The organism is Hoeflea sp. EC-HK425, assembly GCF_902498795.1.
In the GTDB taxonomy this organism is placed as follows: Bacteria; Pseudomonadota; Alphaproteobacteria; order Rhizobiales; family Rhizobiaceae; genus Hoeflea; species Hoeflea alexandrii.
Window position 1 is genome coordinate 4,520,232 of the sequence record NZ_LR701572.1, and the last position, 23,159, is coordinate 4,543,390.

At 62.0% G+C, this 23,159-nt stretch carries 20 protein-coding genes; 13 read left to right on the forward strand and 7 right to left on the reverse strand.

Annotation, left to right across the window (positions count from 1 at the left end):
* Positions 1-160 precede the first annotated feature (160 nt).
* Positions 161-370 carry a cold-shock protein gene (locus SPHINGO391_RS24235; RefSeq protein WP_152011254.1) on the forward strand — a complete coding sequence of 70 codons (210 nt, stop codon included), beginning with the start codon at positions 161-163 and terminating at the stop codon, positions 368-370.
* A gap of 202 nt (positions 371-572) precedes the next feature.
* On the opposite strand, the gene rpmF is transcribed toward SPHINGO391_RS24235, so the two are convergent.
* From rpmF to mtgA, 3 genes are all read right to left on the reverse strand, one after another.
* A complete protein-coding gene (rpmF, locus tag SPHINGO391_RS24240; protein WP_097106820.1) occupies positions 573-758 on the reverse strand; it encodes a 50S ribosomal protein L32 in 186 nt (61 codons plus the stop codon).
* A gap of 180 nt (positions 759-938) precedes the next feature.
* Entirely contained in the window at positions 939-1,586 is a 648-nt protein-coding gene (locus SPHINGO391_RS24245; RefSeq protein WP_152011255.1) for a glutathione S-transferase family protein, read from the reverse strand.
* 75 nt (positions 1,587-1,661) lie between these two features.
* The gene (gene mtgA / locus SPHINGO391_RS24250) at positions 1,662-2,339 is read right to left on the reverse strand and encodes a monofunctional biosynthetic peptidoglycan transglycosylase (RefSeq protein WP_244615493.1); all 678 of its coding nucleotides are present in this window, start codon (positions 2,337-2,339) and stop codon (positions 1,662-1,664) included.
* 249 nt (positions 2,340-2,588) lie between these two features.
* On the opposite strand from mtgA, the gene SPHINGO391_RS24255 reads away from it, so the two are divergent.
* Both SPHINGO391_RS24255 and SPHINGO391_RS24260 read left to right on the forward strand, forming a co-directional pair.
* Positions 2,589-3,506: a polyprenyl synthetase family protein gene (locus SPHINGO391_RS24255; protein ID WP_152011721.1), complete on the forward strand. Its 918-nt coding sequence runs from the start codon at positions 2,589-2,591 to the stop codon at positions 3,504-3,506.
* Positions 3,507-3,618: 112 nt separating this feature from the next.
* Complete coding sequence (locus SPHINGO391_RS24260) at positions 3,619-6,108, forward strand: response regulator (RefSeq protein ID WP_152011257.1); 2,490 nt, start codon at positions 3,619-3,621, stop codon at positions 6,106-6,108.
* A 41-nt stretch (positions 6,109-6,149) separates the two neighbouring features.
* Here SPHINGO391_RS24260 and ispG read toward each other — a convergent pair whose 3' ends face one another.
* The gene (gene ispG / locus SPHINGO391_RS24265; protein WP_152011258.1) at positions 6,150-7,391 is read right to left on the reverse strand and encodes a flavodoxin-dependent (E)-4-hydroxy-3-methylbut-2-enyl-diphosphate synthase; all 1,242 of its coding nucleotides are present in this window, start codon (positions 7,389-7,391) and stop codon (positions 6,150-6,152) included.
* 150 nt (positions 7,392-7,541) lie between these two features.
* The gene (locus SPHINGO391_RS24270; protein WP_152011259.1) at positions 7,542-7,997 is read right to left on the reverse strand and encodes a TspO/MBR family protein; all 456 of its coding nucleotides are present in this window, start codon (positions 7,995-7,997) and stop codon (positions 7,542-7,544) included.
* Between the two features lie 267 nt (positions 7,998-8,264).
* Here SPHINGO391_RS24270 and SPHINGO391_RS24275 point away from each other — a divergent pair, with 267 nt between their 5' ends.
* Positions 8,265-9,062 (forward strand): DUF2189 domain-containing protein, encoded by a 798-nt coding sequence (locus SPHINGO391_RS24275; protein ID WP_152011260.1) that lies wholly within the window; start codon positions 8,265-8,267, stop codon positions 9,060-9,062.
* Positions 9,063-9,070: 8 nt separating this feature from the next.
* Here the strand turns inward: SPHINGO391_RS24275 and SPHINGO391_RS24280 are convergent, their stop codons facing one another.
* Together SPHINGO391_RS24280 and SPHINGO391_RS24285 are read right to left on the reverse strand one after the other, a co-directional pair.
* The gene (locus tag SPHINGO391_RS24280; protein WP_152011722.1) at positions 9,071-9,400 is read right to left on the reverse strand and encodes a metalloregulator ArsR/SmtB family transcription factor; all 330 of its coding nucleotides are present in this window, start codon (positions 9,398-9,400) and stop codon (positions 9,071-9,073) included.
* Between the two features lie 109 nt (positions 9,401-9,509).
* Positions 9,510-10,355, reverse strand: coding sequence for a MurR/RpiR family transcriptional regulator (locus SPHINGO391_RS24285; protein ID WP_152011261.1), 846 nt, complete (start codon positions 10,353-10,355; stop codon positions 9,510-9,512).
* Between the two features lie 127 nt (positions 10,356-10,482).
* On the opposite strand from SPHINGO391_RS24285, the gene SPHINGO391_RS24290 reads away from it, so the two are divergent.
* From SPHINGO391_RS24290 to pyc, 9 genes are all read left to right on the forward strand, one after another.
* The gene (locus SPHINGO391_RS24290; protein WP_152011262.1) at positions 10,483-11,277 is read left to right on the forward strand and encodes an N-formylglutamate amidohydrolase; all 795 of its coding nucleotides are present in this window, start codon (positions 10,483-10,485) and stop codon (positions 11,275-11,277) included.
* Between the two features lie 48 nt (positions 11,278-11,325).
* A complete protein-coding gene (locus tag SPHINGO391_RS24295) occupies positions 11,326-11,853 on the forward strand; it encodes a TRAP transporter small permease subunit (RefSeq protein WP_152011263.1) in 528 nt (175 codons plus the stop codon).
* Positions 11,850-13,184, forward strand: coding sequence for a TRAP transporter large permease subunit (locus SPHINGO391_RS24300; protein WP_152011264.1), 1,335 nt, complete (start codon positions 11,850-11,852; stop codon positions 13,182-13,184). Before SPHINGO391_RS24295 ends, SPHINGO391_RS24300 begins: the two co-directional genes overlap by 4 nt.
* A 43-nt stretch (positions 13,185-13,227) precedes the next feature.
* Positions 13,228-14,280, forward strand: a complete 1,053-nt coding sequence (locus tag SPHINGO391_RS24305) for a TRAP transporter substrate-binding protein (RefSeq protein ID WP_193217401.1) — start codon at positions 13,228-13,230, stop codon at positions 14,278-14,280.
* Between the two features lie 112 nt (positions 14,281-14,392).
* Positions 14,393-15,757, forward strand: coding sequence for a glutamine synthetase family protein (locus SPHINGO391_RS24310; protein WP_152011265.1), 1,365 nt, complete (start codon positions 14,393-14,395; stop codon positions 15,755-15,757).
* A gap of 75 nt (positions 15,758-15,832) precedes the next feature.
* Positions 15,833-17,221: an aldehyde dehydrogenase family protein gene (locus SPHINGO391_RS24315; RefSeq protein ID WP_152011266.1), complete on the forward strand. Its 1,389-nt coding sequence runs from the start codon at positions 15,833-15,835 to the stop codon at positions 17,219-17,221.
* On the forward strand, positions 17,218-18,363 hold the full coding sequence (locus tag SPHINGO391_RS24320; RefSeq protein WP_152011267.1) for an iron-containing alcohol dehydrogenase: 1,146 nt from the start codon (positions 17,218-17,220) through the stop codon (positions 18,361-18,363). The genes SPHINGO391_RS24315 and SPHINGO391_RS24320 overlap by 4 nt, the downstream gene beginning before the upstream one ends.
* A gap of 229 nt (positions 18,364-18,592) precedes the next feature.
* Positions 18,593-19,330 (forward strand): autoinducer binding domain-containing protein, encoded by a 738-nt coding sequence (locus tag SPHINGO391_RS24325; protein WP_244615349.1) that lies wholly within the window; start codon positions 18,593-18,595, stop codon positions 19,328-19,330.
* A 247-nt stretch (positions 19,331-19,577) separates the two neighbouring features.
* Complete coding sequence (gene pyc / locus SPHINGO391_RS24330) at positions 19,578-23,036, forward strand: pyruvate carboxylase (RefSeq protein WP_152011269.1); 3,459 nt, start codon at positions 19,578-19,580, stop codon at positions 23,034-23,036.
* Positions 23,037-23,159: the final 123 nt, after the last annotated feature.

Below are 23,159 nucleotides of genomic sequence, written 5' to 3' on the forward strand. Positions count from 1 at the left end.
ACTGCCTATCGATTTTTGGACCGGACGACTTGGTCGCTCACCGCCCGAGGCGGAGACACGCTCAACACTTCACTTAAACTCGATGACGAACGCCTGCGCCGAGCGCTTTGAAGAGCGCTTGCGCCGGAAATTACATTCATGGACATAAAGGACTTCCCCCATGAAAACCGGTACCGTTAAATTCTACAATGATCAAAAGGGCTTCGGCTTCATCGCACCTGACGACGGCAGCAAGGACGTTTTCGTCCATGCAACTGCACTTGAGCGTGCTGGCATGCGCGGTCTGGCCGAAGGCCAGAAGGTTTCCTTCGACACCGCCGAAGACCGCCGCACAGGCAAGACTGCAGTTTCGACCATCGAAGCTGCCTGAAAAGCCATTCCAGAGACAGGCTGGCTAGGCTGGTCGCTCTGAGTTGAATTCGCCCGGGAACTTCGGTTCCCGGGCGTTTTGCGTTTCAGGCCCTTGTTGGTGAGGCGGGTCTCCCCAGGCGGGGGCTCGCAAGCCGCCGGGCAAACGAAAAAAAGCCGGCCCGCGAGGACCGGCTTTCAAGCCATCAAAGCTTTGAGAAAGCTTATGCGCTTTCCTTCGGCGTCAGAACCTGACGGCCGCGGTACATGCCTGTCTTCAGGTCGATGTGGTGCGGGCGGCGCAGTTCGCCGGAATTCTTGTCCTCGACATAGGTCGGGGCCTTGAGGGCGTCAGCGGAACGGCGCATGCCGCGCTTGGACGGGGTGGTTTTTCGCTTCGGAACAGCCATTATAAACTCCTATTGAGCGTACAGGCATGTCCAAAGGTCGACCCAAGGGCCGAAACTGACACATGCCGATTTCGGAAATTTGCCGGGCTTATACATGGCATTTGCAGGTTTGACCAGCGGTGCGCGTGTTTTTTTGACTCACGCTCGGCCATGCCATCGCTGCTCACCGAGGCAAGAGCCTCATGCTTCGTCCTCTGCGACGACCCAGGGCTCCGACCGGCCCGCGGCTTCCCACTCGCGCCAGGCCGTCAGCGCCTTCATCCGCGCCATGTAGTCCGTCACGACCGGCCCGGTCTCGAAGGCGTAGACATCGAGACGATTGACCACCGGAGCGAACATGGCGTCGGCAATCGAAAACGCGCCGAACAGAAACGGGCCGCCGCTGTTCTCAAGGCAGCCGCTCCACAGCGCCTGGATGCGGGCCACGTCGGACAGGATGGCAGGGGTGGTTTCGATCGGCTTGCGCTCGCGGCGCATGTTCATCGGGCAGGCCGAGCGAAGGGCGGAGAAGGACGACACCATTTCGGAGCTCATCGCCATCGCCTTGCTGCGGTCGTTGTGGTTTTCCGGCCAGAGCCCGGTTTGAGGATGTTTGCGGGCGACATGATCGAGAATGGCGAGCGATTCCCAGATGGTTGCATCGCCATCGACGAGAACCGGCACCTTGCCGGTCGGCGAGAACGCCTTGAACGCCGGATTGCCGGCGCCCATGTCGAACGGCACCAGCTTCTCCTCGAAGGCGATGCCGGCGGTGCGCATTCCGATCCAAGGGCGAAAGGACCAGGATGAATAGTTCTTGTTGCCGATGTAGAGAACCGGGTCGGTCATGTCGGGTACCTTGTGCTGATTGGCTGCCAATATCTGGCACGCACAAAACGGCCGGAAAAGCCAATTCGATTGAACTCAATCATAAAGGCATTTGATGTAGGCTCCGGACTGGCTGGCGCGCTTCTCGATGACGCCGGCCAGCCGGGTCATGCCGCGCGACGGGTTGGCGGCGTTGCGCTTGATCGGATTGGGCAGGGTGACCGCAAGCAATGCCGCCTGTCGGGCCGAGAGCTTTGCCGCCGGGACACCGAAATAGGCCTGTGAGGCCGCCTCGATGCCGTAGATGCCCGGCGCCCATTCGGCGATGTTGAGATAGATCTCCATCAGCCGTCGTTTTGACCAGACAACGTCCATCCACATCGCGATCGGAATCTCCAGTGCCTTGCGCAGAACCGACCGGGTGGAAGGCAGGAACAGGTTCTTTGCCGTCTGCATCGGAATGGTACTGGCGCCGCGGGTGACCTCGCCCTCCAGAGCATCGTCAATGACGAGATTGAGCGCCTCCCAGTCGACGCCGGAATGGGCGCAGTACTGGCCGTCTTCCGACATCATCACCGATTGCACCAGAACCGGGGCGATGTCATCGAAACCGACCCATTGGCGTTCATAGGCGCGGCCGGAAAGGGTTTCGGCGAGCATCAGCGTGGAGACCGGACGGATCTCCGGCAGCTTGTAGAGCGGGATCAGCAGGTAGGGCAGCAACAGCAGCAAAAGAACAAGGGCAAGGCACCACAGCAGCAGCCGCCGCAGCAGCGAGCGGCGTGGCGGCTTGCCCGGTTTTTGCGGCGACCTCGAGGTCGGGCTGGTTTTCTGTCTGGCCACCTGGTTTTCCTGTTTGCGCAAGACCGTGTCCGGGAAGTCTGCCTTGCGTGCATAGCGATCTTGCCGGCTCAAGACCAGACCGGTGCAGCCCGGATCTGCGAGAAGCCGCTGACTGTCACCAAGGGAGAAAGCGTCAAACAAACCGTTGCCGCCCGCATCACCGCATGGCATGAGATCGCGATGAACCCGGATTCGACCCATAGCTTCGCCGCGCGGCTTGAAACCACGGCGCAAAAGGTGGCGGCAACGCTTGAAGCGCTGCTGTCAGATACCCTGCTCGACGGAGAAATCGCCCGTCCGGCTCACCTGCTTGCGGCGATGCGGCATGGCGTTCTCAACGGTGGAAAACGGTTGCGGCCGTTCCTGGTTGTCGAGACTTCACGTCTTCTCGGTGCGCCCGAACCCGCTGCCATGCGCGTTGCTGCAGCACTCGAGTGCATTCACTGCTACTCGCTCATTCACGATGACCTGCCATCGATGGATGACGACGATCTCAGACGCGGTCAGCCGACGGTGCATGTCGCCTTTGACGAGGCAACGGCGATTCTCGCCGGGGATGCACTGCTCACACTGGCATTCGACATCCTGTCGTCGCCGGAGACTGCGCTGCCGGCGGAGGCCCGTTTGCAGCTGGTCAACCAGCTGGCGCGGGCGGCCGGTATCGGCGGCATGGTCGGAGGCCAGGCGCTCGACCTGGATGCGGAGAGGGTGACGCCGGACGAGGCGGGCATCGTGAGGCTGCAGGCGATGAAGACCGGCGCGCTTCTGCGTTATGCCTGTGCCGCAGGTGCTCTTGCCGCGCGGGCCGATGACGAAACACTGGCCCGGATGACCAGGTTCGGAGAGATCGTCGGACTGGCGTTTCAGCTGGCCGACGACCTGCTCGATGTGACCTCCGATACGGCGACCCTTGGCAAGGCTGCGGGCAAGGACGCCGGACGGGGCAAGGGAACGCTGGTTTCGCTGCATGGCGTTGCCGCCGCGCGGCAAAGGCTTGACGGGCTGGTGGAGGAAGCGGCAGCCCTGCTTGAGCCGTTTGGACCAGAAGCCGAGACATTGCGGCAGGCTGCACGTTTCATCGCCAGACGGGAGAGCTGATCCCTGTGTCGGGGGAACTCGCGCCGGTCTAAACCTCAAGGAAGTGCTCGCCTGTAGGTTTTTAATTAACGATCTCGCGGCAATATCCGGTCAAACGGATGTTGCCAGAGACATGACTGACAAACGCAAAGAACAGGATGAAACCGCTGTCGCGCGGCGATCGGTGATCACGCTGAGAATTGGCTACATCGCCGCGCTGACGGCGATCGCCGTGATCTGCACGTTCTTCTTTCTTGAGCAACGTGAGCGCAACCGGTTGATCCAGCAGGTCGGATCGGTCTCGACCGAGCTTGCGGAAGTTGATCACGCCCTGCGCGCCATAGCCGACCGAACCGAACGGCTCGCGCAGACCTATGTGGATCACCAGGCGGATGTCGACATTCGGCTGGATGGTCTCTCGCTTGCGGAAAAACGCCAGATCCGGGAAAAGCTTCCCGTCGATCCCGACATCGTTTCCGCCCTGTCGAGCTTGCGGTTCCGTTTCGAACGGGCCCGCTGGGAAATCAAGCATCTCAATGACAAGTGGAACGAACTTCCTGGTGACCTGACCCGCAAGATCCAGTCACATTCGCGCTACATGACCAACGAGGACCCGTTTCTCAATCACCGGCAGATGCTCGGGGCCAAACGGCTGGACGCTGCCAAGACCAAAAAGGACATGTACTGGGCGGGCCGCGAAATCTCGGCGATGTTCAAAGAGGTGATTCAACCATCCAACCTGTTCGTGCAGGAAGAGTTCCGTGACTACCTCGCAATGCAATCGCTGGCGCAGGGCGCGCTGCTGCAGAGGTATCTCCTGGCCACCATCGGCGTGCTCCTCGTGACTGGTCTGGGTGTCTTCGTTCCCATCGACATCATCATCCGCCAGATGATCAAGCGGCTGCAGGACAAGACCCGCGAGATCGATGCGGCACTGACCAAGGCGCAGATGGGCGACCGGGCGAAATCCGAGTTCCTTGCGACGATGAGCCACGAGATACGAACGCCCATGAACGGGGTTCTGGGAATGGCCGAGCTGCTGACGCGCACGGAACTCGATACGCGACAGCGCACCTTCACGGATGTCATCCTCAAGTCCGGCAATGCGTTGCTCGAAATCATCAACGACATTCTCGATTTCTCCAAGATCGATGCCGGCCAGATGACGCTCAATCCTAAGCCTTTCAACCTCGTCGATACAACCGAGGATGTGGCGACGCTGATGTCGGCGCGGGTGGTGGAAAAGGACATCGAACTGGTGGTCCGGATTGCGCCTGGTCTGCCGGACAAGCTGATCGGCGATCCGGGGCGGATCAGGCAGATCCTGACCAACCTGGTCGGCAACGCCGTCAAGTTCACGGATCAGGGCCACGTCATGGTCGAGATCAACTGGGAAAAGGTTGCACCGGTCGACGCTGCCGAGCGGCTGGCGATCTCCATTGCCGTGCGTGACACGGGGATGGGAATCCCTGCCGACAAGCAGGCCACCATCTTCGAAAAATTCAGCCAGGTCGACGGGTCCTCGACCCGCAAGCATGAAGGCACCGGGCTTGGTCTGGCAATCGCCACCCGGCTGGTGGAGATGATGGGCGGCAAGATAGAGCTCGAGAGCGAAGTGGGGGTCGGGTCCACCTTCAGTTTCGTCATCGAGATGGATGTGGATGCGAAGAGCAGCCTTGCCGCCGAGCCGGTTTCCCAGCCTTCATCCGGTCGCCGCGTCCTGGTGATTGACGACAATGCCATCAACCGGATGATCCTGACCGAGCAGATCCGTGACTGGGGATTTGACTGCGTGGCCGTGGAAGGCGGGGAGATCGGCCTCGACCTGTTGCGGCATGCGCGCTCGAAGCTGGGGATCGGCATCGATCTCGTGGTTCTGGATTTCCAGATGCCGGGCATGTCCGGCGCCGAAGTGGCCAGCGCCATCCGCGCCGAACCGGAGATTGCCGATACACCGATCCTTGTGCTGTCCTCGGTCGACCAGGCGGACCAGCTCGCAGCGCTCAATCATCTCGATATCTTCGCGCAACTGACCAAGCCGGTCCGGACCGCGCAATTGCGGACCACTGTCGAGACGGCATTGCAGAGCTCCAAGGTCAATGCCGAGGCTTCTGCACCGATGGCGAGACCCACCCCGGAACCGGTCCTGCAGCAGCCAGCGCCAGATGTGGTCGAGCCACTTGAGCCGGTCGTCGAGGTCAGGCCGGTTGATGCGGAGCGGAGCGAACCGCTGGTCCTCGTGGCGGAAGACAATCCGATCAACCAGATCGTGTTCCAGCAGACACTGGACGGGTTGGGACTGACGCATAATCTTGCTGTCAACGGGCGTGAAGCGGTCAGGATGTGGGGCGACCTGAGGCCGACAATCGTGCTGATGGATGTATCCATGCCCGAGATGAACGGGCTGGAAGCGACCCAGGCCATCCGCGAGATCGAGAGCAGCCAGGGTCTGGTCCCGACACCGATCATTGCCGTCACCGCGCATTCGCTCAAGGGCGATGAGGACCGGTGCCTTGCCGCCGGAATGGATGATTACCTGTCCAAGCCGATCTCGCCGGAAAAACTCGGTGCAATGATCGAGCGCTGGCTTCCCTGCGATCAGAACAGGGCGCGTTCCGCCTGAATGCCGCCGGTGCGACCGGCAAGTCCGTCCCGCGGATACTGTCAGGCGGACGCGCCGAAGCGCTTCTCGATGTAATCGGCGACCATGGCCTGGAAATCATCGGCTATCTTCGGGCCGCGCAGGGTTGCGGCCTTCTTGCCATCGATGAAGACCGGTGCGGCGGGGCTCTCTCCCGTCCCGGGAAGCGAGATGCCGATGTCGGCATGCTTGGATTCGCCGGGTCCATTGACGATGCAGCCCATGACGGCGACCTGAAGTCCTTCGACTCCCGGATATTTGTCACGCCAGAGCGGCATGTTGCGTCTGAGATCATCCTCGATGGTGCGCGCCAGTTGCTGGAACACGGTGGAGGTGGTGCGGCCGCAGCCGGGGCAGGCGGCGACCACCGGCACAAACTGCCGGAAGCCCATGACCTGCAGCAGTTCCTGGGCGACGATGACTTCGCGGGTCCGGTCGCCTCCTGGCTCCGGCGTCAGCGAGACACGGACGGTGTCGCCGATGCCCGCCTGCAGGACGATGCCCATTGCCGCGGAGGAGGCGACGATGCCCTTCGAACCCATGCCGGCCTCGGTGAGGCCCAGATGAAGCGCATGGTCGGAGCGGCGCGCCAGTTCGGAATAGACCGCGATCAGGTCCTGCACCTGGCTGACCTTGGCGGAGAGAATGATGCGATTGCGGTGCAGGCCGGTTTCCTCGGCCAGAGCCGCCGAATGCAGCGCCGACTGGATAATCGCTTCACGGGTGACATCGCGGGCGCTCAGCGGCGAACCGTTGGCGGCGTTCTCGTCCATCAGCCGCGTCAGCAGGACCTGGTCGAGTGAGCCCCAGTTGACGCCGATGCGGACCGGCTTGTCGTAGCGGATGGCCATTTCGATGATTTCGATGAACTGCCGGTCCTTCTTGTCCTTGAAGCCGACATTGCCCGGGTTGATCCGGTACTTCGCCAGCGCTTCGGCACAGGCAGGGTGGTTGGCGAGCAAGGTATGGCCAATGTAATGGAAATCGCCAACCAGCGGCACATCGAGACCGAGCCGTTCGAGGCGCTCGCGGATCTTCGGGACCGCGGCAGCGCTCTCGTCGCGGTCGACGGTGATCCGGACGATCTCAGAGCCGGCGCGGTGCAGGGCTGCGACCTGGGCAACGGTGGCGTCGATATCGGCGGTGTCGGTGTTGGTCATCGACTGCACCACCACGGGTGCACCACCACCCACGATAACGCCGCCGACGTCGACTGCGACACTGCCGCGGCGGGCCTGCGGGACAACGAAGGGGGAACTGGTCATGCTTGCCTCGGTTGCGATCTGGGAAGGCCGGGCCTCCGGTGTGCTCACTTCCTAAAACGCGGGAGTGTGAAATGGAAGCGGTTTGATGGCTGGAACCTTTACAGGCAGAGCCAACGGAGACCTCATCCGTGACGATATCTTTCCGTGGCTTCAGGCCGGGGCGGCATCGGGATTGAGGCGCCAGACGGCACGGTTGAGAGTTGCCGCTGTCGCGACCCAGGCCGCGTAGGGCAGGAACAGCAGGGCGGCTGTTTGCGAAACCTGAGCGGCAGCGAGAATGAAGGCAACGATGGTCAGGAACAGGAGGCAGACATCCACGAACGCCAGATCCATCCGCTTGCGTCCGAAGAACAGCCATGACCAGGCGGCATTGAAGACCAGTTGGGCAAGCCACAAGGCGATTGCGAGCCCCATGCCCTGCGCTTCCCACACCAGCCAGCCGGCAAAGCCGATTGCCAGATAAAGTATGCTCCAGACAACGGGGAAGGCCCAGTTGGGCGGCGTCCAGCTGGGGCGCCGCAGTTCCTGATACCATTCTCCCGGCTTGAACAGGGCGCCGGTCGACGCGGTGGCAAGAACCAGCACTGCAATGATGATGGCGGACATGTCATACTCCCGGTCTGGCTCTCGACGATCGCAGGCAGAAGGCAGAACCGGGATCGCGGCGTGCCCACCATAAGTAGTGTTTTCCCACGATTTTACCAGACCGGACGGCCACCTAGCGTGGGAATGCGCCATGTGCTGCCGATACCGGTACGGCGGAATTCCTATCCTCGATCGGGATATCCCGCTTTGTTGATCAGGATCATTGTCGAAGCATGCGTGGTTGGGCACAATTGCACATTGGTTTGAGGGGGAATGAGGGAGGACATCATGCCCAACAAGACAGGGGAACTGGTTCGAGACAATCCGGCCGGCGCGCCGCATATCAGGGAACTCTCGCTGGATGATGTGCGCGAGAGCCTGAAAGACGGCTGGAACGACTTCAAGGCGCATCCGGGCTACGGCCTTTTTTTCGGGGCGATCTACATGGCCGGCGGCCTGTTGATCCTGGCGTTTCTGACGCGCATCGGATCGCCATGGATGATCATCCCGCTGGCCATCGGATTTCCGCTGCTTGGCCCGTTTGTCGCGGTGGGACTCTACGAAGTCAGCCGCCGGCGCAGGATGGGTGAGCCGATCACCGCAAAGGGCGTCCTGGCGCAGGTCTTCTACCAGCGCGAGCGGCAGCTTGGCTGGATGGCCTTCGTGGTGATGTTCATCTTCTGGATCTGGGTCTACCAGGTTCGCCTGCTGCTGGCGCTGTTTCTTGGCTTCAAGTCGTTTTCCAGCTGGGACCGGTTTGTCGATATCGTGTTGTCGACGCCGGAAGGCTGGGGATTCCTGATGGTCGGCACGCTTGTCGGGGCGTTCCTGGCGACGGTGCTGTTTTCTACGACAGTGATCGCGCTGCCGATGCTGGCCGAGCGGGAAGTCGATTTCGTCACGGCCATGATCACAAGCATCGCGACCGTGGTGAAGAATCCACTGCCGATGCTGGGCTTCGGTTTCATCGTCGGCGTGTGCACCTTGGTGGCACTCGTCCCGGTGTTTGCCGGGCTGCTCTTGGTGCTGCCGGTGATGGGGCATGCCACCTGGCACCTGTACCGGCGGGCGACGTCTTCGCCCTGACCGCGTAATCAGTTGCAGGACAGCTGGCGGATGATGGGCTGGCAGAGGTCGGGGTTGCCGCCGCAGCAGTCTTCCAGCAGAAAACCGAGAAGACCGCTGATGCCTGTGTGATCGGCATGATAGCGGACATTGCGTCCGTCGCGTTCGCGCCGCACCAGTCCGGCCTTGAGCAGAATGCCGAGATTGGTCGACATGGTGTTCTGGCGGACATTCAGGCTTTCGCCGATCTCGCCCGAGGTCATGCCTTCAGGACCGGCGGATACGAGCAGCCGGAAAACGGCGAGTCTTGTTTCCTGACTGAGGGCCGAAAAGGCGTCCAATGCGGTTTGCTGATCCATGTTCGATGGGTAGTGGATAGCGCCGGTTTGCGCAAGCTTGCTCACGTCGCCCGCCGTCCGGTCTGACGGTTCCCGCGCAGGCATGCCCGCGCAGGCATGAATGATAACATCACCGGCCTGGGAGGTTGTTCCAGTGGATGTCTTCGAGCGCCTGCATGCGGGCGCGCGCGGCTTCTGACTGGGCGCGGGAGACCCGGTCGATGAGCGCTTCTGCGACCGCCATCAGGGTGATGCTCGAATCCCAGGTGCGGTTGGCGTCGACCACGCAGGGCAGTACCACACGCGCCGAGCGCGCAATCGGCGACAGCCAGGGATCGGTGATCAGCAGGATGCGGGCCTTGCGCTCGACGAGAAGTTCTCCCAGACGGACCAGGTCGGACTGGTAACGGCGGATATCGAACAGGACGGCGACATCGCCGGGGCGCACATCGAGCAGTTGGTCGCGCCAGGTCGATGTCTGCCCGTCAAAATGCCTGACATTCGGACGGATGATCTGCAGATGCGCGGCCATGTAGGCGGCGATGGTATCGGTGAACCGGCCACCCAGAAAGTAACAGGCGGACTTGTGATCCGAGAGCAAGTCGCAGGCGGCCTCGAACTCGCTTTCGGGTACTGCCCGCAGTGTGGCTGCAAGATTGGCCGTAATGCCGGCAAAACTGGCCTTGAGCGCCGGATTGTCGATGTCGGGCCCGGTGGTGCGGGCGCGTTCGAGCGGCGACATCAGCTGCGCCTGCACATCGTTGCGCAACACCCGCTGGAACTCGGGATAGGACTCGAAACCCAGACGGGCGACAAAGCGCAGCACCGTCGGGGCACTGGTGCCGGCAAGTGCTGCAAGCTCGGCGATCGTTGACAGGCCGATGCTGGGATAATTGGCAAGGAAGGCGTGGGCGATTTTCTTCTCGGCGCCGGGCAGGGTTCCCAGTGCTGTCTGAACCTGTTCGCGAATGGCCATGTCGATCCCCGTTCCAGAACTCCGAAATATGTAATAAAAATTACAGGATTGACAAAGGAAGAGCAATCCTAATCAATGTTACGAATAGGAAATTTGCCGCCCATGGCAGCCGGGGACCCGTTACCGAATGCACGACGAAACGCTGATCGAACCATCAGAGGGGCCTGCCTTTGCCGTGCTGCGTCCCGGCGGGGCAAGCGACGTTGTGCTGATCTGCGAGCATGCGTCGAAAACCATGCCGAAGTCGCTCGGCACCCTGGGGCTCGATGGCGCAGCGCTGGAAAGCCACATCGCCTGGGACATCGGCGCCGAGCGCGTGGCGGAGCTGGTGTCGGAGCGCCTTGATGCCGCGCTTGTCCTGCAGCGGTTTTCACGGCTTGCCTATGATTGCAACCGCCCGCCGGAATCTCCCGGCGCCTATCCCGAGCAAAGCGAGATCTACGAGATCCCGGGCAATGCCGGGCTCAGCGCCGAGGACAAGGCGCGCCGGGCCAGGGCACTGTACCATCCGTTTCATCAGGCCATTGACGCACTGATCGACGCGCGGCTGGCGCAGGGGCGTTCAGTCGTTCTTGTCACGGTGCACTCGTTCACGCCGGTCTATTTTGGCAGGCCGCGCGAAGGGTTTTTGGGAATACTGCACGATGAAGACCGCCGGCTCGCCGATGCGATGCTTGAGGCAGCCGCGTCGATGAAGCTTGAAAAGGTCAGCCGGAACTATCCCTATGGGCCTGCGGACGGCGTGACCCATACGCTCAAGCGTCATGGATTGACCCGAGAAATTGCCAACGTCATGCTCGAGATCCGCAATGATCTCATTTCCGATAATGCCGGCCAGCAGCAATGGGCCGGGCATATCGCCGAGCTTCTCGCCGTTTCAGTGGAACGGCTGAAAAAAGAAGGGGGACATCTTCATGCGTGAGTGCGCCATTCCGGTGGAGAAAAGGCGTTGCCCGGGGGCCGGACGATAATGGGTTTCATGGAACGCTATATCCGGATCGTCGATACCTTCAACAGGCGTGTCGGGCGCTTTGCGATGTATCTGATCTTTGCGCTGATGGGCGTCTTGTTCTGGTCGTCGGTGACGAAGTATGCCGGATCGCCGGCGCTTTGGACGCTCGAATTCGCCCAGTTCATCATGGTCGGTTACTACCTGCTTGGCGGCGCCTATTCGATGCAGATGGGCGATCACGTGCGGATGGACCTGATCTACGGCATGTGGTCTCCACGCCGAAAGGCGGCGATCGATTCCGTCACGGTGCTGTTCCTGATCTTCTATCTCTGCGTCCTGCTCTATGGCGGCATCTCAAGCACGACCTATGCCATCGAGTGGGGCGAGCGGGCGCATTCGGTCTGGCGGCCCTACATGTGGCCGGTCAAGCTCATTGCCGTCATCGGCATTCTGCTCATGCTGCTGCAGACCGTGGCCGAGCTCTTCCGTGACATTCTGTTCCTGCGCGGTGTCAGCGTAAACCATGCAAGCGAGGCCGGCCTGTGAGCTACGAACTTATCGCGCTGTTCATGTTCGCCTCGATGATGGCGCTGCTCCTGACCGGACAGCGTGTGTTCGGCGTCATCGGTGCCGTCGCGGTGATCGCGGCACTGCCGCTGTGGGGCACCGGCGGTGTCGAGATCGCGTTTACGCAGTCGATCAAGCTGATGAAATGGTATCCGCTGCTGACGCTGCCGATGTTCATCTTCATGGGCTACATGCTGTCGGAAAGCCGGATCGCGGATGATCTCTACAGGATGTTCCATGTCTGGTTCGGCCCGGTTCCGGGCGGTCTTGCGATCGGCACGATCTTCCTGATGGTGGTGATCTCTGCCATGAACGGCCTGTCGGTGGCTGGCATGGCCATCGGCGCGACCATCGCGCTGCCTGAGTTGCTCAGGCGCAACTACGACAAGGTGATGATCACCGGGGTGATCCAGGGCGGATCCTCGCTGGGGATCCTGATTCCGCCCTCGGTGGTGCTGGTGCTTTACGGCATGATCGCACGGCAGCCGGTGAGCCAGCTGTGGCTTGCCGGGGTGTTTCCGGGTCTGCTGATGGCCGGGCTGTTCATTCTCTACATCGCCATCCGCTGCCAGTTGCAACCGCATCTGGGGCCGCCGCTGCCGAAGGCCGAGCGCGACGCGATCACCTGGAAGGAGCGGATCAGCCTGCTGCGCGCCGGCTTCCTGCCGTTCATGATCTTCTTCCTGATGAACGGGCTGTTCCTGATGGGCTACACCAGCCTGGTGGAAAGCTCGGCCGTGGGCGCGCTGGCCTCGATGGCCGCTGCCTTCATCAAGGGACGGCTGTCCCGGGAGGTGATGGAGAACGTCATGCGCAAGACGCTCGGCATCTCCTGCATGTTCATGTGGATCATTCTCGCCGCACTTTGTTTCGGCGCCGTGTTCGACGGTCTGGGTGCCGTGCGCGCGATCGAGAATTTCTTCCTCGGCCAGCTCGGTCTCGAGCCCTGGCACGTGCTGATCCTGATGCAGCTCAGCTTCCTGCTGATGGGGACATTCCTTGACGACACGGCAATGCTGGTGATCGTGGCGCCGCTCTACGTGCCTCTGGTCAAGATCCTCGGCTTCGATCTGGTCTGGTACGGTGTGCTCTACACCATCACCTGCCAGATCGCCTACATGACGCCGCCGTTCGGCTACAACCTGTTCCTGATGCGGGCCATGGCGCCGCCGGAGATCAAGCTGCGCCATATCTATGTGTCCGTCATTCCCTTCGTCGCGGTCATGCTGCTCACATTGGTGATCGTGATGATGTACCCGGAAATCGCACTGTGGTTGCCCGAGCAATTCCGGGGCAAACTCCAGGGCTGAAGTGAGCACATCCGAAGAAGACGAAACCAAAAAGGAGAACAGCATGAGCAATATCAAGAGGCGTCAATTTCTGACCAAGGCCGGCGTTGCCGCCGGTGCGGCAGCCGGAACAGCGCTCGCCGCACCGCCGGCGATTGCGCAGGAGCCAATCCGCTGGCGCATGCAGACCTACGCCGGCGCAACGCTGGGCCAGTACGTGACCCAGCCCTTCGTCGACGCCTTCAACAAGGCGGCGAACGGCGAAATGGTGATCGAGCTGTTCTTCGCAGACCAGATCGTGCCGACTGGCGAGTTGTTCCGCGCCATGCAGGCGGGCACCATCGACGCGGTCCATTCCGATGACGATTCGATGGCTTCGCCTGTCGAAGTAGGCCTGTTCGGCGGCTACTTCCCGTTCGCAACCCGCTCGATCCTCGACGTGCCGGTGTTGTTCCAGCAATACGGCCTGGCCGACATCTGGCGTGAAGCCTATTCGGGTACCGGCGTTGTCTGGCTCTCGGCCGCAGGCCAGGATCCGTGCAACTTCAACACCAAGAAGGAAATCACCAGCGTTGCCGACCTCGACGGTCTGAAGCTCTACACCTTCCCGACCGCCGGCCGCTTCCTCACCCAGTTCGGTGTGGTGCCGGTGTCGATTCCCTACGAGGACGCCGAAGTTGCGGTGCAGACCGGCGAACTCGACGGCATGTCGTGGTCGGGCATCACCGAGGACTACACGGTCGGCTGGGCCGATGTGACCGACTACTTCCTGACCAACAACATCTCCGGCGCCTGGATCGGTTCCTGGTTCGCCAACGAGGAGAAGTGGAACGCGCTGCCGGAACACCTCAAGGCGCTCTACATTTCCTGCATGGAAGCGACCCACACGTTCCGCAACCAGTGGTACTGGGGCGGCGAAGCCAAGCTGCGCGCCACCGGCGACAAGCTGCAGTTGCGCTCGGTTCCGGCCTCCGACTGGAAACAGGTCGAAGACGCCGCCAAGGTGTTCTGGGACGAGATTGCCGCGGAAAGCGAAACCAAGGCAAAGGTCATCTCGATCTTCAAGGAATACAACAGCGTCATCAATGCCGCTGGATTCCCCTACGGCGAAAGCTGATTGCGCCGACCTTTGAAATCGCCGCCTCCCGGCTTGCGCCGGGGGGCGGATTGCCGCTACAGCGCATCACGAAATCCCGGCCCCCGGGGGCCGCTTACCAGGATCAGATCACATGGCTGGAAACCTTACCTTCGATGAGCTGAAATCTGCCGCAGGCTCCGGCGATATCGACACCGTGCTGGTGTGCTGTGTCGACATGCAGGGCCGCCTGATGGGCAAGCGTTTTCATGTGCAGAACTTCATCGAGTCGAGCCACAAGGAAACCCATTGCTGCAACTACATGCTGGCGACGGACCTCGAAATGGCGACGCCGAACGGCTATGCGACGACCAGCTGGCAGGCGGGTTATGGCGACTACGTGATGCAGCCCGACCTTTCCACCCTGCGGCGGGTGCCGTGGCTGGAAGGCACGGCGATGGTGCTGTGCGACCTTCTTGATCACAATACCCACAAGCCGGTGCCGCAATCGCCGCGGCAGATCCTGAAAGTGCAGATCGCCCGGCTGAAGGAACTGGGCTACGAGGCGATGATGGCGACAGAGCTCGAGTTCTTCCTGTTCGAGCAGAGTTTTCGCGATCTCGCCCGCTCGGGCTACCGCGAGCTGACCCCGATCAGCGCCTATAACGAGGATTACCACATCCTGCAGACGACCAAGGAAGAGAGCATCATGCGCCCGGTGCGCAACCATCTGTTTGCCGCCGGCATTCCGATCGAAAACTCGAAGGGCGAAGCCGAGACCGGCCAGGAAGAGCTCAACATCCGTTACTCGGAAGCGCTCGATTGCGCCGACCATCACACCATTGCCAAGCACGCGGTCAAGGAAATTGCCTGGGCCAATGGCCGTTCGGTCACCTTCCTGCCGAAGTGGAACGCAAACAAGGTGGGCTCGTCGTCGCATGTGCATATGTCGCTGTGGAGCGGCAAGGAGCCCGCGTTCCGCGACGGGAACGGCGAGTACGGCATGTCCGAGCTGATGCGCCACTTCATGGCGGGTCTGATCGAGTACGCCTCGGATTACACCTGGTTCCTGGCGCCCTATGTGAACAGCTACAAGCGTTTCATGAAGGGCACCTTTGCGCCAACCCGCGCGGTCTGGTCGGTCGACAACCGCACCGCCGGTTTCCGCCTGTGCGGCGAGGGCACCAAGGCGGTGCGTGTCGAATGCCGCATCGGCGGCTCGGACATGAACCCCTATCTTGCCCAGGCGGCGCTGCTGGCGGCTGGAATCAAGGGTATCGAGAACAAGCTCGAACTGGCGCCGCCGACGGCTGGTGACATCTACGAAAATGCGAACGCCAAGCACATCCCCTCGACCTTGCGGGCATCGACGGAAACCTTGCGGAACTCGCAAATGCTGCGGGAGGCCCTGGGCGATGCCGTGGTTGACCACTATGTGCGCTGCGCGGAGTGGGAACAGGAAGAATTCGACAAGGCCGTAACCGACTGGGAAATTGCCCGCGGTTTCGAGCGCGCCTGACCGGCAGACACAACAGACATGTATGATGGCCGGCACTGCCCAGACACGGGAAGGCCGCCTGAGGGAGACCAAGCAATGAGCAGTTTGAAACTGATATCGCCGGTTGACGGGTCGGTCTATGCCGAGCGCCCGGTCATGGGCGTGGATGATGCGGCAGCCGCCGTCGCCCGGTCGCGCAAGGCGCAGAAGGACTGGGCCCGACGTTCGCTTGAAGAGCGCATCGCGCTGGTCCGGGCGGGCGTCGCCCGGCTCCAAGAAATGCAAGACGAAGTGGTGCCGGAACTGGCCTGGATGATGGGCCGGCCCGTGCGCTATGGCGGCGAGTTCGGCGGCGTCAACGAGCGCACAAACTACATGGCCGAAATTGCCGCGCGGGCGCTGGCGCCGATCGAGATCGAGAACTCGGCCCAGTTCGAACGCCGGATCGTGCGCGAGGCGCATGGTGTGGTCTTCGTCATCGCGCCCTGGAACTACCCCTACATGACAGCGATCAACACCGTTGCTCCGGCGCTGATCGCCGGAAACACGGTGGTGCTCAAGCATGCGACACAGACCCTGCTGGTGGGCGAACGCATGGTCCGCGCCTTCCATGAGGCGGGTGTGCCGGAGGACGTGTTCATCAATCTGTTCCTCGACCATCAGGGGTCGGAGAAGCTGATTTCGTCCGGCAGCTTCGATTTCATCAATTTCACCGGCTCGGTCGGTGGCGGCAAGGCGATCGAGCGGGCCGCGGCCGGTACCTTCACCGGCATGGGCCTTGAGCTCGGCGGCAAGGATCCCGGCTACGTGATGGAAGACGCCGATCTCGACTGGGCCGTCGACGTGCTGATGGACGGTGCCATGTTCAATGCCGGGCAGTGCTGCTGCGGCATCGAACGGCTCTACGTCGCCCGCCCGCTCTATGATGCCTTTGTCGAGAAGGCTGCGGCCTGGGTCTCATCGGGCCTCAAGCTCGGCAATCCGCTCGACAAGGAGACGACCATCGGGCCGATGGCCAATGTGCGCTTCGCGCAGGAAGTCCGGGCACAGACGGCGGAGGCCATTGCGCAAGGCGCGCGCGGGCTGATCGATCCGAAGCTGTTTCCGGCCGATGACGGCGGCGCCTACCTGATGCCACAGGTGCTGGTCGACGTGACCCACGACATGCGGGTGATGCGTGATGAAAGCTTCGGACCCGTTGTCGGGATCATGCCGGTCGACAGTGACGAGCAGGCACTTGCGCTGATGAATGATTGCCAGTTCGGCCTGACTGCCTCGCTGTGGACCAATGACGCCGAGCGGGCAGCGCGCATCGGCGCCGAGATCGAGACCGGCACTGTGTTCATGAACCGGGCGGATTATCTCGACCCGGCGCTGTGCTGGACCGGCTGCAAGGCCACCGGCCGCGGCGGATCGCTGTCGGAAATCGGCTTCCACAATCTCACCCGCCCCAAATCCTACCATCTGAGAAAGAAATCCGCATGAGCCCGCGCGCCAACTGGTCCTATCCGACAGCCATCCGTTTCGGGGCTGGCCGCATTTCCGAACTTGCCGAGGCCTGCGCGGCCGCAGGCATGAAGAAGCCGCTTCTGGTCACCGACCGGGGGCTTGCCTCGCTGCCGATCACGGTCAATGCGCTTGATCTTCTGGAAGCCGCAGGCCTGGGCCGGGCAATGTTCGCGGAAGTCGATCCGAACCCGAACGAGAAGAACCTCGAGGCCGGTGTCGCCGTGTTCAAGGCTGGCGGCCACGACGGTGTCATCGCCTTCGGTGGCGGCTCGGGCCTCGATCTGGGCAAGCTGATCGCTTTTCAGGCCGGGCAGACCCGTCCGGTCTGGGATTTCGAGGATATCGGCGACTGGTGGACCCGCGCCAATGCCGACACGATCGCGCCGATCATCGCCGTGCCGACGACCGCGGGCACCGGCTCGGAAGTCGGCCGGGCAGGGGTGCTGACCAATTCGGTGACGCACGTCAAGAAGATCATCTTCCATCCGAAACTGCTTCCGGCGGTGACGATCTGCGACCCGGAACTGACCGTCGGCATGCCGAAGATCATCACGGTCGGCACCGGCATGGATGCGTTCGCGCATTGCCTGGAAGCCTATTCCTCGCCGTTCTACCATCCGATGAGCCAGGGCATCGCGCTCGAGGGCATGCGGCTGGTGAAGGAAAACCTGCCGCTGGTGGTGGCTGACGGCTCAAACCTGGACGCTCGCGCGGAAATGATGAGTGCGGCCGCCATGGGCGCGGTGGCTTTCCAGAAAGGGCTCGGCGCCATCCATGCGCTGTCGCATCCGGTGGGTGCGGTCTACAATACCCATCATGGCATGACCAATGCGGTGGTGATGCCGCCGGTGCTCAGGATGAACCGTCCCGTCATCGAGGAGCGCATCGCCCGGGCTGCGGCCTATATGGGCATCTCCGGCGGTTTCGACGGGTTTTACGATTATGTGCTCCAGCTGAGGGCCGACCTCGGCGTTCCGGACAAGCTGGCCGAACTTGGCGTAGGCCGCGACCGGATCGACGAGATGACGGCGATGGCGCTGGAAGACCCGAGCGCCGGCGGCAATCCGGTAGAGATGACATCCGAGAATACCAAGGCACTGTTCGAAGCCTGCATCTGATCCCTGACGATCCCTACCCTGACCGAACCGGCCTGCGCCTGCTGCGCGGGCCGGTTTTTTGTGGCGGAGCGGAACCCACTCGCTTCCTCGTGGTGAGATTGCAAAGAAATACTGGCGCAACTGCAAGATTTAGGATTACAATGCGCTTTGAAAGCTGATTTTACTGGCAAATATTACTGATTTTTTAGCGACAGTCGCCGGATATGGTCCTCTGGGGGAGATTATGGAAATGAACGCCGTTCTGCAGTTTCTTGATGCTGAACGAAACGAAGAGGAAGGCGCAGAGAGCATTCGCGCCCGGATCCGCGATGTTGTCAGCCGGCTCGGATTTGACTATTTCACACTGGTGCGGCAACCCGGACCGGAGAGTCCGGCTTCCGATATCATGCTCGAAGGGCAGTGGCCCAAGGGCTGGCCCGACCTCTATGTGAAACGGAAATACGCAACCATCGATCCGATTGTCCGCTATCTGGGGCACAGCCAGCGCGGCTATCGCTGGCGCGAGCCGATGGAAGCCTTCAAGGAAGACCCCCACCACAAGCGGATGCAGCGAATGATGGCCGATGCCCGCCGTTTCGGCCTTGAGGACGGATATGCGTTTCCTGTCCACGGCCGGCGTGGCCTGGTCGGCGTCCTGACAGTCGCGGGCCGTCCGGTCGAGCTGTCCCCGTCGGAAATGGCGATGATGGATGCGCTGGCCAAAAAGGCGTTCTGGGAACTGCTCGAGGCACTCGATCCGGATGCGCACGAGCGGATCAGCCGACCGGTGACAATGCCCCTGACGCGGCGTGAAATGGAAACGCTCGAGTATCTGGGCTACGGCATGACGTCCAACGAAATGGGCGCCACGCTGGGCCTTTCGGCGCACACGGTCGACTGGTACATGAACGGCATCCAGGACAAATTGCAGGCCAAGAATCGCCATCACGTGGTGGCGATCGCCTTCCGGCTCGGGCTCATCTCCTAGAGCCGATCATCTTTAGCTGGAATTGTTTGAACCTGGCCTTTTGCGCCCTGGACTGCGTCGCGCGAGGCTAACGGCGCTTGCGCCGCGTCGCTGCACGCTTCTGGCCAGATCTCGAAATCCCGGCGTTCAAACAATTCCATCTAAAGATGATCGGCTCCAATTTGCACTGCAGCAAAACAGGCGCTAATGATTGAAGGCGGGGCTCGTTGAGGCCCCGCTTTTCTTGCCCAAACCCGGGAGCCTCTTCGTGCCGATTTCCAAGATTCTTGTCGCCAACCGTTCGGAAATTGCCATTCGCGTGTTTCGCGCCGCCAACGAACTGGGGATGAAAACCGTCGCGATCTGGGCGGAAGAAGACAAGCTTGCACTGCACCGCTTCAAGGCGGATGAATCCTACCAGGTCGGCCGTGGTCCTCACCTGGAACGGGATCTTGGTCCGATCGAAAGCTACCTGTCGATCGACGAGGTGATCCGCGTTGCAAAGCTGTCGGGTGCGGATGCGATCCATCCGGGATATGGCCTGTTGTCCGAAAGCCCGGAATTCGCCGATGCCTGCGCCGAGAACGGCATCATCTTCATCGGCCCCAGGCCGGAGACCATGCGCCGGCTGGGCAACAAGGTGGCGGCACGCAACCTGGCGATCGAGATTGGAGTGCCGGTGGTACCAGCTACCGAGCCGCTTCCCGACGACATGGACCAAGTCGCACGAATGGCCGACGAGATCGGCTATCCGGTCATGCTGAAGGCCTCGTGGGGCGGGGGTGGCCGGGGCATGCGTGCCATTCGCGACCCGAAGGACCTGGCCCGCGAAGTCACCGAAGCCAAGCGCGAGGCAAAGGCGGCGTTCGGCAAGGATGAAGTCTATCTCGAGAAGCTGGTGGAGCGGGCGCGCCATGTCGAAAGCCAGGTTCTCGGCGACACGCATGGCAATGCCGTGCATCTGTTCGAGCGCGACTGCTCGGTGCAGCGCCGCAACCAGAAGGTTGTCGAGCGCGCCCCCGCCCCTTACCTGACGGAGGCCCAGCGGCAGGAGCTGGCGGCCTACTCGCTCAAGATCGCAAATGCCACCGGCTATGTCGGCGCGGGCACAGTCGAATACCTGATGGATATCGACACCGGTGCCTTCTACTTCATCGAGGTCAATCCGCGCATCCAGGTCGAACATACGGTGACCGAGGAAGTGACCGGCATCGATATCGTCAAGGCGCAGATCCACATCCTCGAAGGCGCCGTCATCGGCACGCCGGAATCGGGCGTTCCGGCGCAGGCCGACATCCGGCTCAACGGCCATGCACTGCAGTGCCGCATTACCACGGAAGACCCGGAGCAGAATTTCATTCCGGACTATGGCCGCATCACCGCCTATCGCGGCGCCACCGGCTTCGGCATCCGGCTTGATGGCGGTACGGCCTATTCGGGAGCGGTGATCACACGCTTTTACGATCCGCTGCTTGAGAAAGTTACGGCCTGGGCGCCGACGCCGGAGGAAACCATTCACCGGATGGACCGGGCACTGCGGGAATTCCGCATACGTGGCGTGGCCACCAACCTGACCTTCCTCGAGGCGATCATCGGTCACCCGGAGTTCCGCAACAACACCTACACGACGCGCTTCATCGATTCGACGCCGGAACTGTTCGAGCAGGTCAAGCGTCAGGACCGCGCCACCAAGCTTCTGACCTATCTGGCGGACGTGACCGTCAATGGCCATCCCGAGACGAAGGGACGCCCATTGCCGGCGGCCGATGCGGCGCCGCCGCGGGTGCCGCATGTCGACATGCCGGTGGTCGATGGCACCCGGCAGCGGCTCGACCAGCTTGGGCCGAAGGGGTTTGCCGACTGGATGCGGGCGCAAAAGCGGGTCCTGATGACCGATACGACGATGCGTGACGGCCACCAGTCGCTTCTCGCCACCCGGATGCGGACACACGACATTGCAGCCGTCGCCGGTGCCTATGCCCGGGCGCTGCCTGACCTCCTGTCGCTGGAGTGCTGGGGCGGGGCGACCTTTGACGTGTCGATGCGGTTCCTGACCGAGGATCCGTGGGAACGGCTCGAAATGGTGCGGCAGGGCGCGCCGAACCTGCTGTTGCAGATGCTGCTGCGCGGCGCCAATGGCGTCGGCTACAAGAATTATCCCGATAATGTGGTCAAGCATTTTGTGCGCCAGGCGGCGCAGGGCGGGATCGACCTGTTCCGCGTGTTCGACTGCCTCAACTGGGTCGAGAACATGCGCGTGTCGATGGACGCTGTGTGCGAGGAGAACAAGCTGTGTGAAGCAACGATCTGCTACACCGGCGACATTCTCAATTCGGCCCGGCCGAAATACGACCTGAAGTACTACACCGCGCTTGCGGCAGAGCTGGAAAAGGCCGGCGCCCATATCATCGCGGTCAAGGACATGGCCGGGCTGCTGAAACCGGCCGCGGCGCGGCAATTGTTCAAGGCGTTGCGCGAGGCCACCGATCTGCCGATCCATTTCCACACGCATGACACGTCGGGAATCTCGGCGGCGACGGTGCTGGCGGCGGTCGACAGCGGTGTTGACGCCGTCGATGCGGCCATGGACGCGCTTTCCGGCAACACCTCGCAGCCGTGCCTGGGCTCGATCGTCGAGGCGCTCAAGGGCCACGAGCGCGATCCTGGTCTTGATACCGAGTGGATCCGCCGGATCTCGTTCTACTGGGAGGCGGTGCGCAACCAGTATGCGGCGTTCGAGAGCGACCTCAAGGGACCGGCCTCGGAAGTCTATCTTCACGAGATGCCGGGCGGCCAGTTCACCAATCTGAAGGAGCAGGCGCGTTCGCTGGGACTCGAGACCCGCTGGCATGAAGTGGCGCAGGCCTATGCCGATGCCAACCAGATGTTCGGCGATATCGTCAAGGTGACGCCGTCTTCCAAGGTGGTGGGCGATATGGCGCTGATGATGGTCAGCCAGGATCTCAGTGTCGCGGATGTGGAGAACCCCGGCAAGGATGTTTCCTTCCCCGATTCGGTGGTTTCGATGATGCGCGGCGATCTCGGGCAGCCGCCATCGGGCTGGCCGAAGGCTTTGCAGGGCAAGGTGCTCAAGGGCGATGAAGCCTATACCGCGCGACCCGGCTCGCTGCTGCCGGATGCGGATCTGGAAGCCGAACGCAAGGAAATCGAGACCAAGCTCGAGCGCGAGATCGGCGAGAACGAGTTTGCCTCCTACCTGATGTATCCGAAGGTGTTCACCGATTTTGCTCTGGCGACGGAAACCTATGGACCGGTCAGCATGCTGCCGACGCCGGCCTATTTCTACGGTATCCCAGTTGGCGGCGAGCTGTTTGTCGAGATCGAGAAGGGCAAGACGCTGGTGATCCAGAATCTCGCCCAGGGCGAGCCGGACGACAAGGGCATGGTCACCGTGTTCTTCGAACTCAACGGCCAGCCGAGGCGGGTGAAGGTGCCCGACCGGGCGCATGGCGCATCGGGGTCGGCGGCGCGGCGCAAGGCGGAAGCCGGCAACGACGCGCATGTGGCGGCACCCATGCCCGGGGTGATTTCGACCGTTGCGGTCACCGCCGGCCAGGACGTTACCGCCGGCGATGTGCTGGTGTCGATCGAGGCGATGAAGATGGAAACAGCGATCCACGCCGAGCGCGATGGCACGCTGGCCGAGGTCCTGGTCAGGACCGGCGACCAGATCGATGCAAAGGATCTTCTCGTGGTCTATGCCTGAGATTGTCGCCGGTCATCCGGCGCCATCAACAGCAAGCCGCGGCGTTGGTACGGTGCGGCTGACAGCGGGCCCGAACCGGCCCGGCAGATCTGCCGGGCAGCCGAAGACACGAATATGATAAAG

Coding starts and splice junctions, on each gene's coding strand:
- SPHINGO391_RS24235 (WP_152011254.1), top strand. CDS start 161: ATGAAAACCGGTACCGTTAAATTCTACAATGATCAAAAGGGCTTCGGC.
- rpmF (WP_097106820.1), bottom strand. CDS start 758: ATGGCTGTTCCGAAGCGAAAAACCACCCCGTCCAAGCGCGGCATGCGC.
- SPHINGO391_RS24245 (WP_152011255.1), bottom strand. CDS start 1,586: ATGACCGACCCGGTTCTCTACATCGGCAACAAGAACTATTCATCCTGG.
- SPHINGO391_RS24255 (WP_152011721.1), top strand. CDS start 2,589: ATGAACCCGGATTCGACCCATAGCTTCGCCGCGCGGCTTGAAACCACG.
- SPHINGO391_RS24260 (WP_152011257.1), top strand. CDS start 3,619: ATGACTGACAAACGCAAAGAACAGGATGAAACCGCTGTCGCGCGGCGA.
- ispG (WP_152011258.1), bottom strand. CDS start 7,391: ATGACCAGTTCCCCCTTCGTTGTCCCGCAGGCCCGCCGCGGCAGTGTC.
- SPHINGO391_RS24270 (WP_152011259.1), bottom strand. CDS start 7,997: ATGTCCGCCATCATCATTGCAGTGCTGGTTCTTGCCACCGCGTCGACC.
- SPHINGO391_RS24275 (WP_152011260.1), top strand. CDS start 8,265: ATGCCCAACAAGACAGGGGAACTGGTTCGAGACAATCCGGCCGGCGCG.
- SPHINGO391_RS24280 (WP_152011722.1), bottom strand. CDS start 9,400: ATGGATCAGCAAACCGCATTGGACGCCTTTTCGGCCCTCAGTCAGGAA.
- SPHINGO391_RS24285 (WP_152011261.1), bottom strand. CDS start 10,355: ATGGCCATTCGCGAACAGGTTCAGACAGCACTGGGAACCCTGCCCGGC.
- SPHINGO391_RS24290 (WP_152011262.1), top strand. CDS start 10,483: ATGCACGACGAAACGCTGATCGAACCATCAGAGGGGCCTGCCTTTGCC.
- SPHINGO391_RS24295 (WP_152011263.1), top strand. CDS start 11,326: ATGGGTTTCATGGAACGCTATATCCGGATCGTCGATACCTTCAACAGG.
- SPHINGO391_RS24305 (WP_193217401.1), top strand. CDS start 13,228: ATGAGCAATATCAAGAGGCGTCAATTTCTGACCAAGGCCGGCGTTGCC.
- SPHINGO391_RS24310 (WP_152011265.1), top strand. CDS start 14,393: ATGGCTGGAAACCTTACCTTCGATGAGCTGAAATCTGCCGCAGGCTCC.
- SPHINGO391_RS24315 (WP_152011266.1), top strand. CDS start 15,833: ATGAGCAGTTTGAAACTGATATCGCCGGTTGACGGGTCGGTCTATGCC.
- SPHINGO391_RS24320 (WP_152011267.1), top strand. CDS start 17,218: ATGAGCCCGCGCGCCAACTGGTCCTATCCGACAGCCATCCGTTTCGGG.
- SPHINGO391_RS24325 (WP_244615349.1), top strand. CDS start 18,593: ATGAACGCCGTTCTGCAGTTTCTTGATGCTGAACGAAACGAAGAGGAA.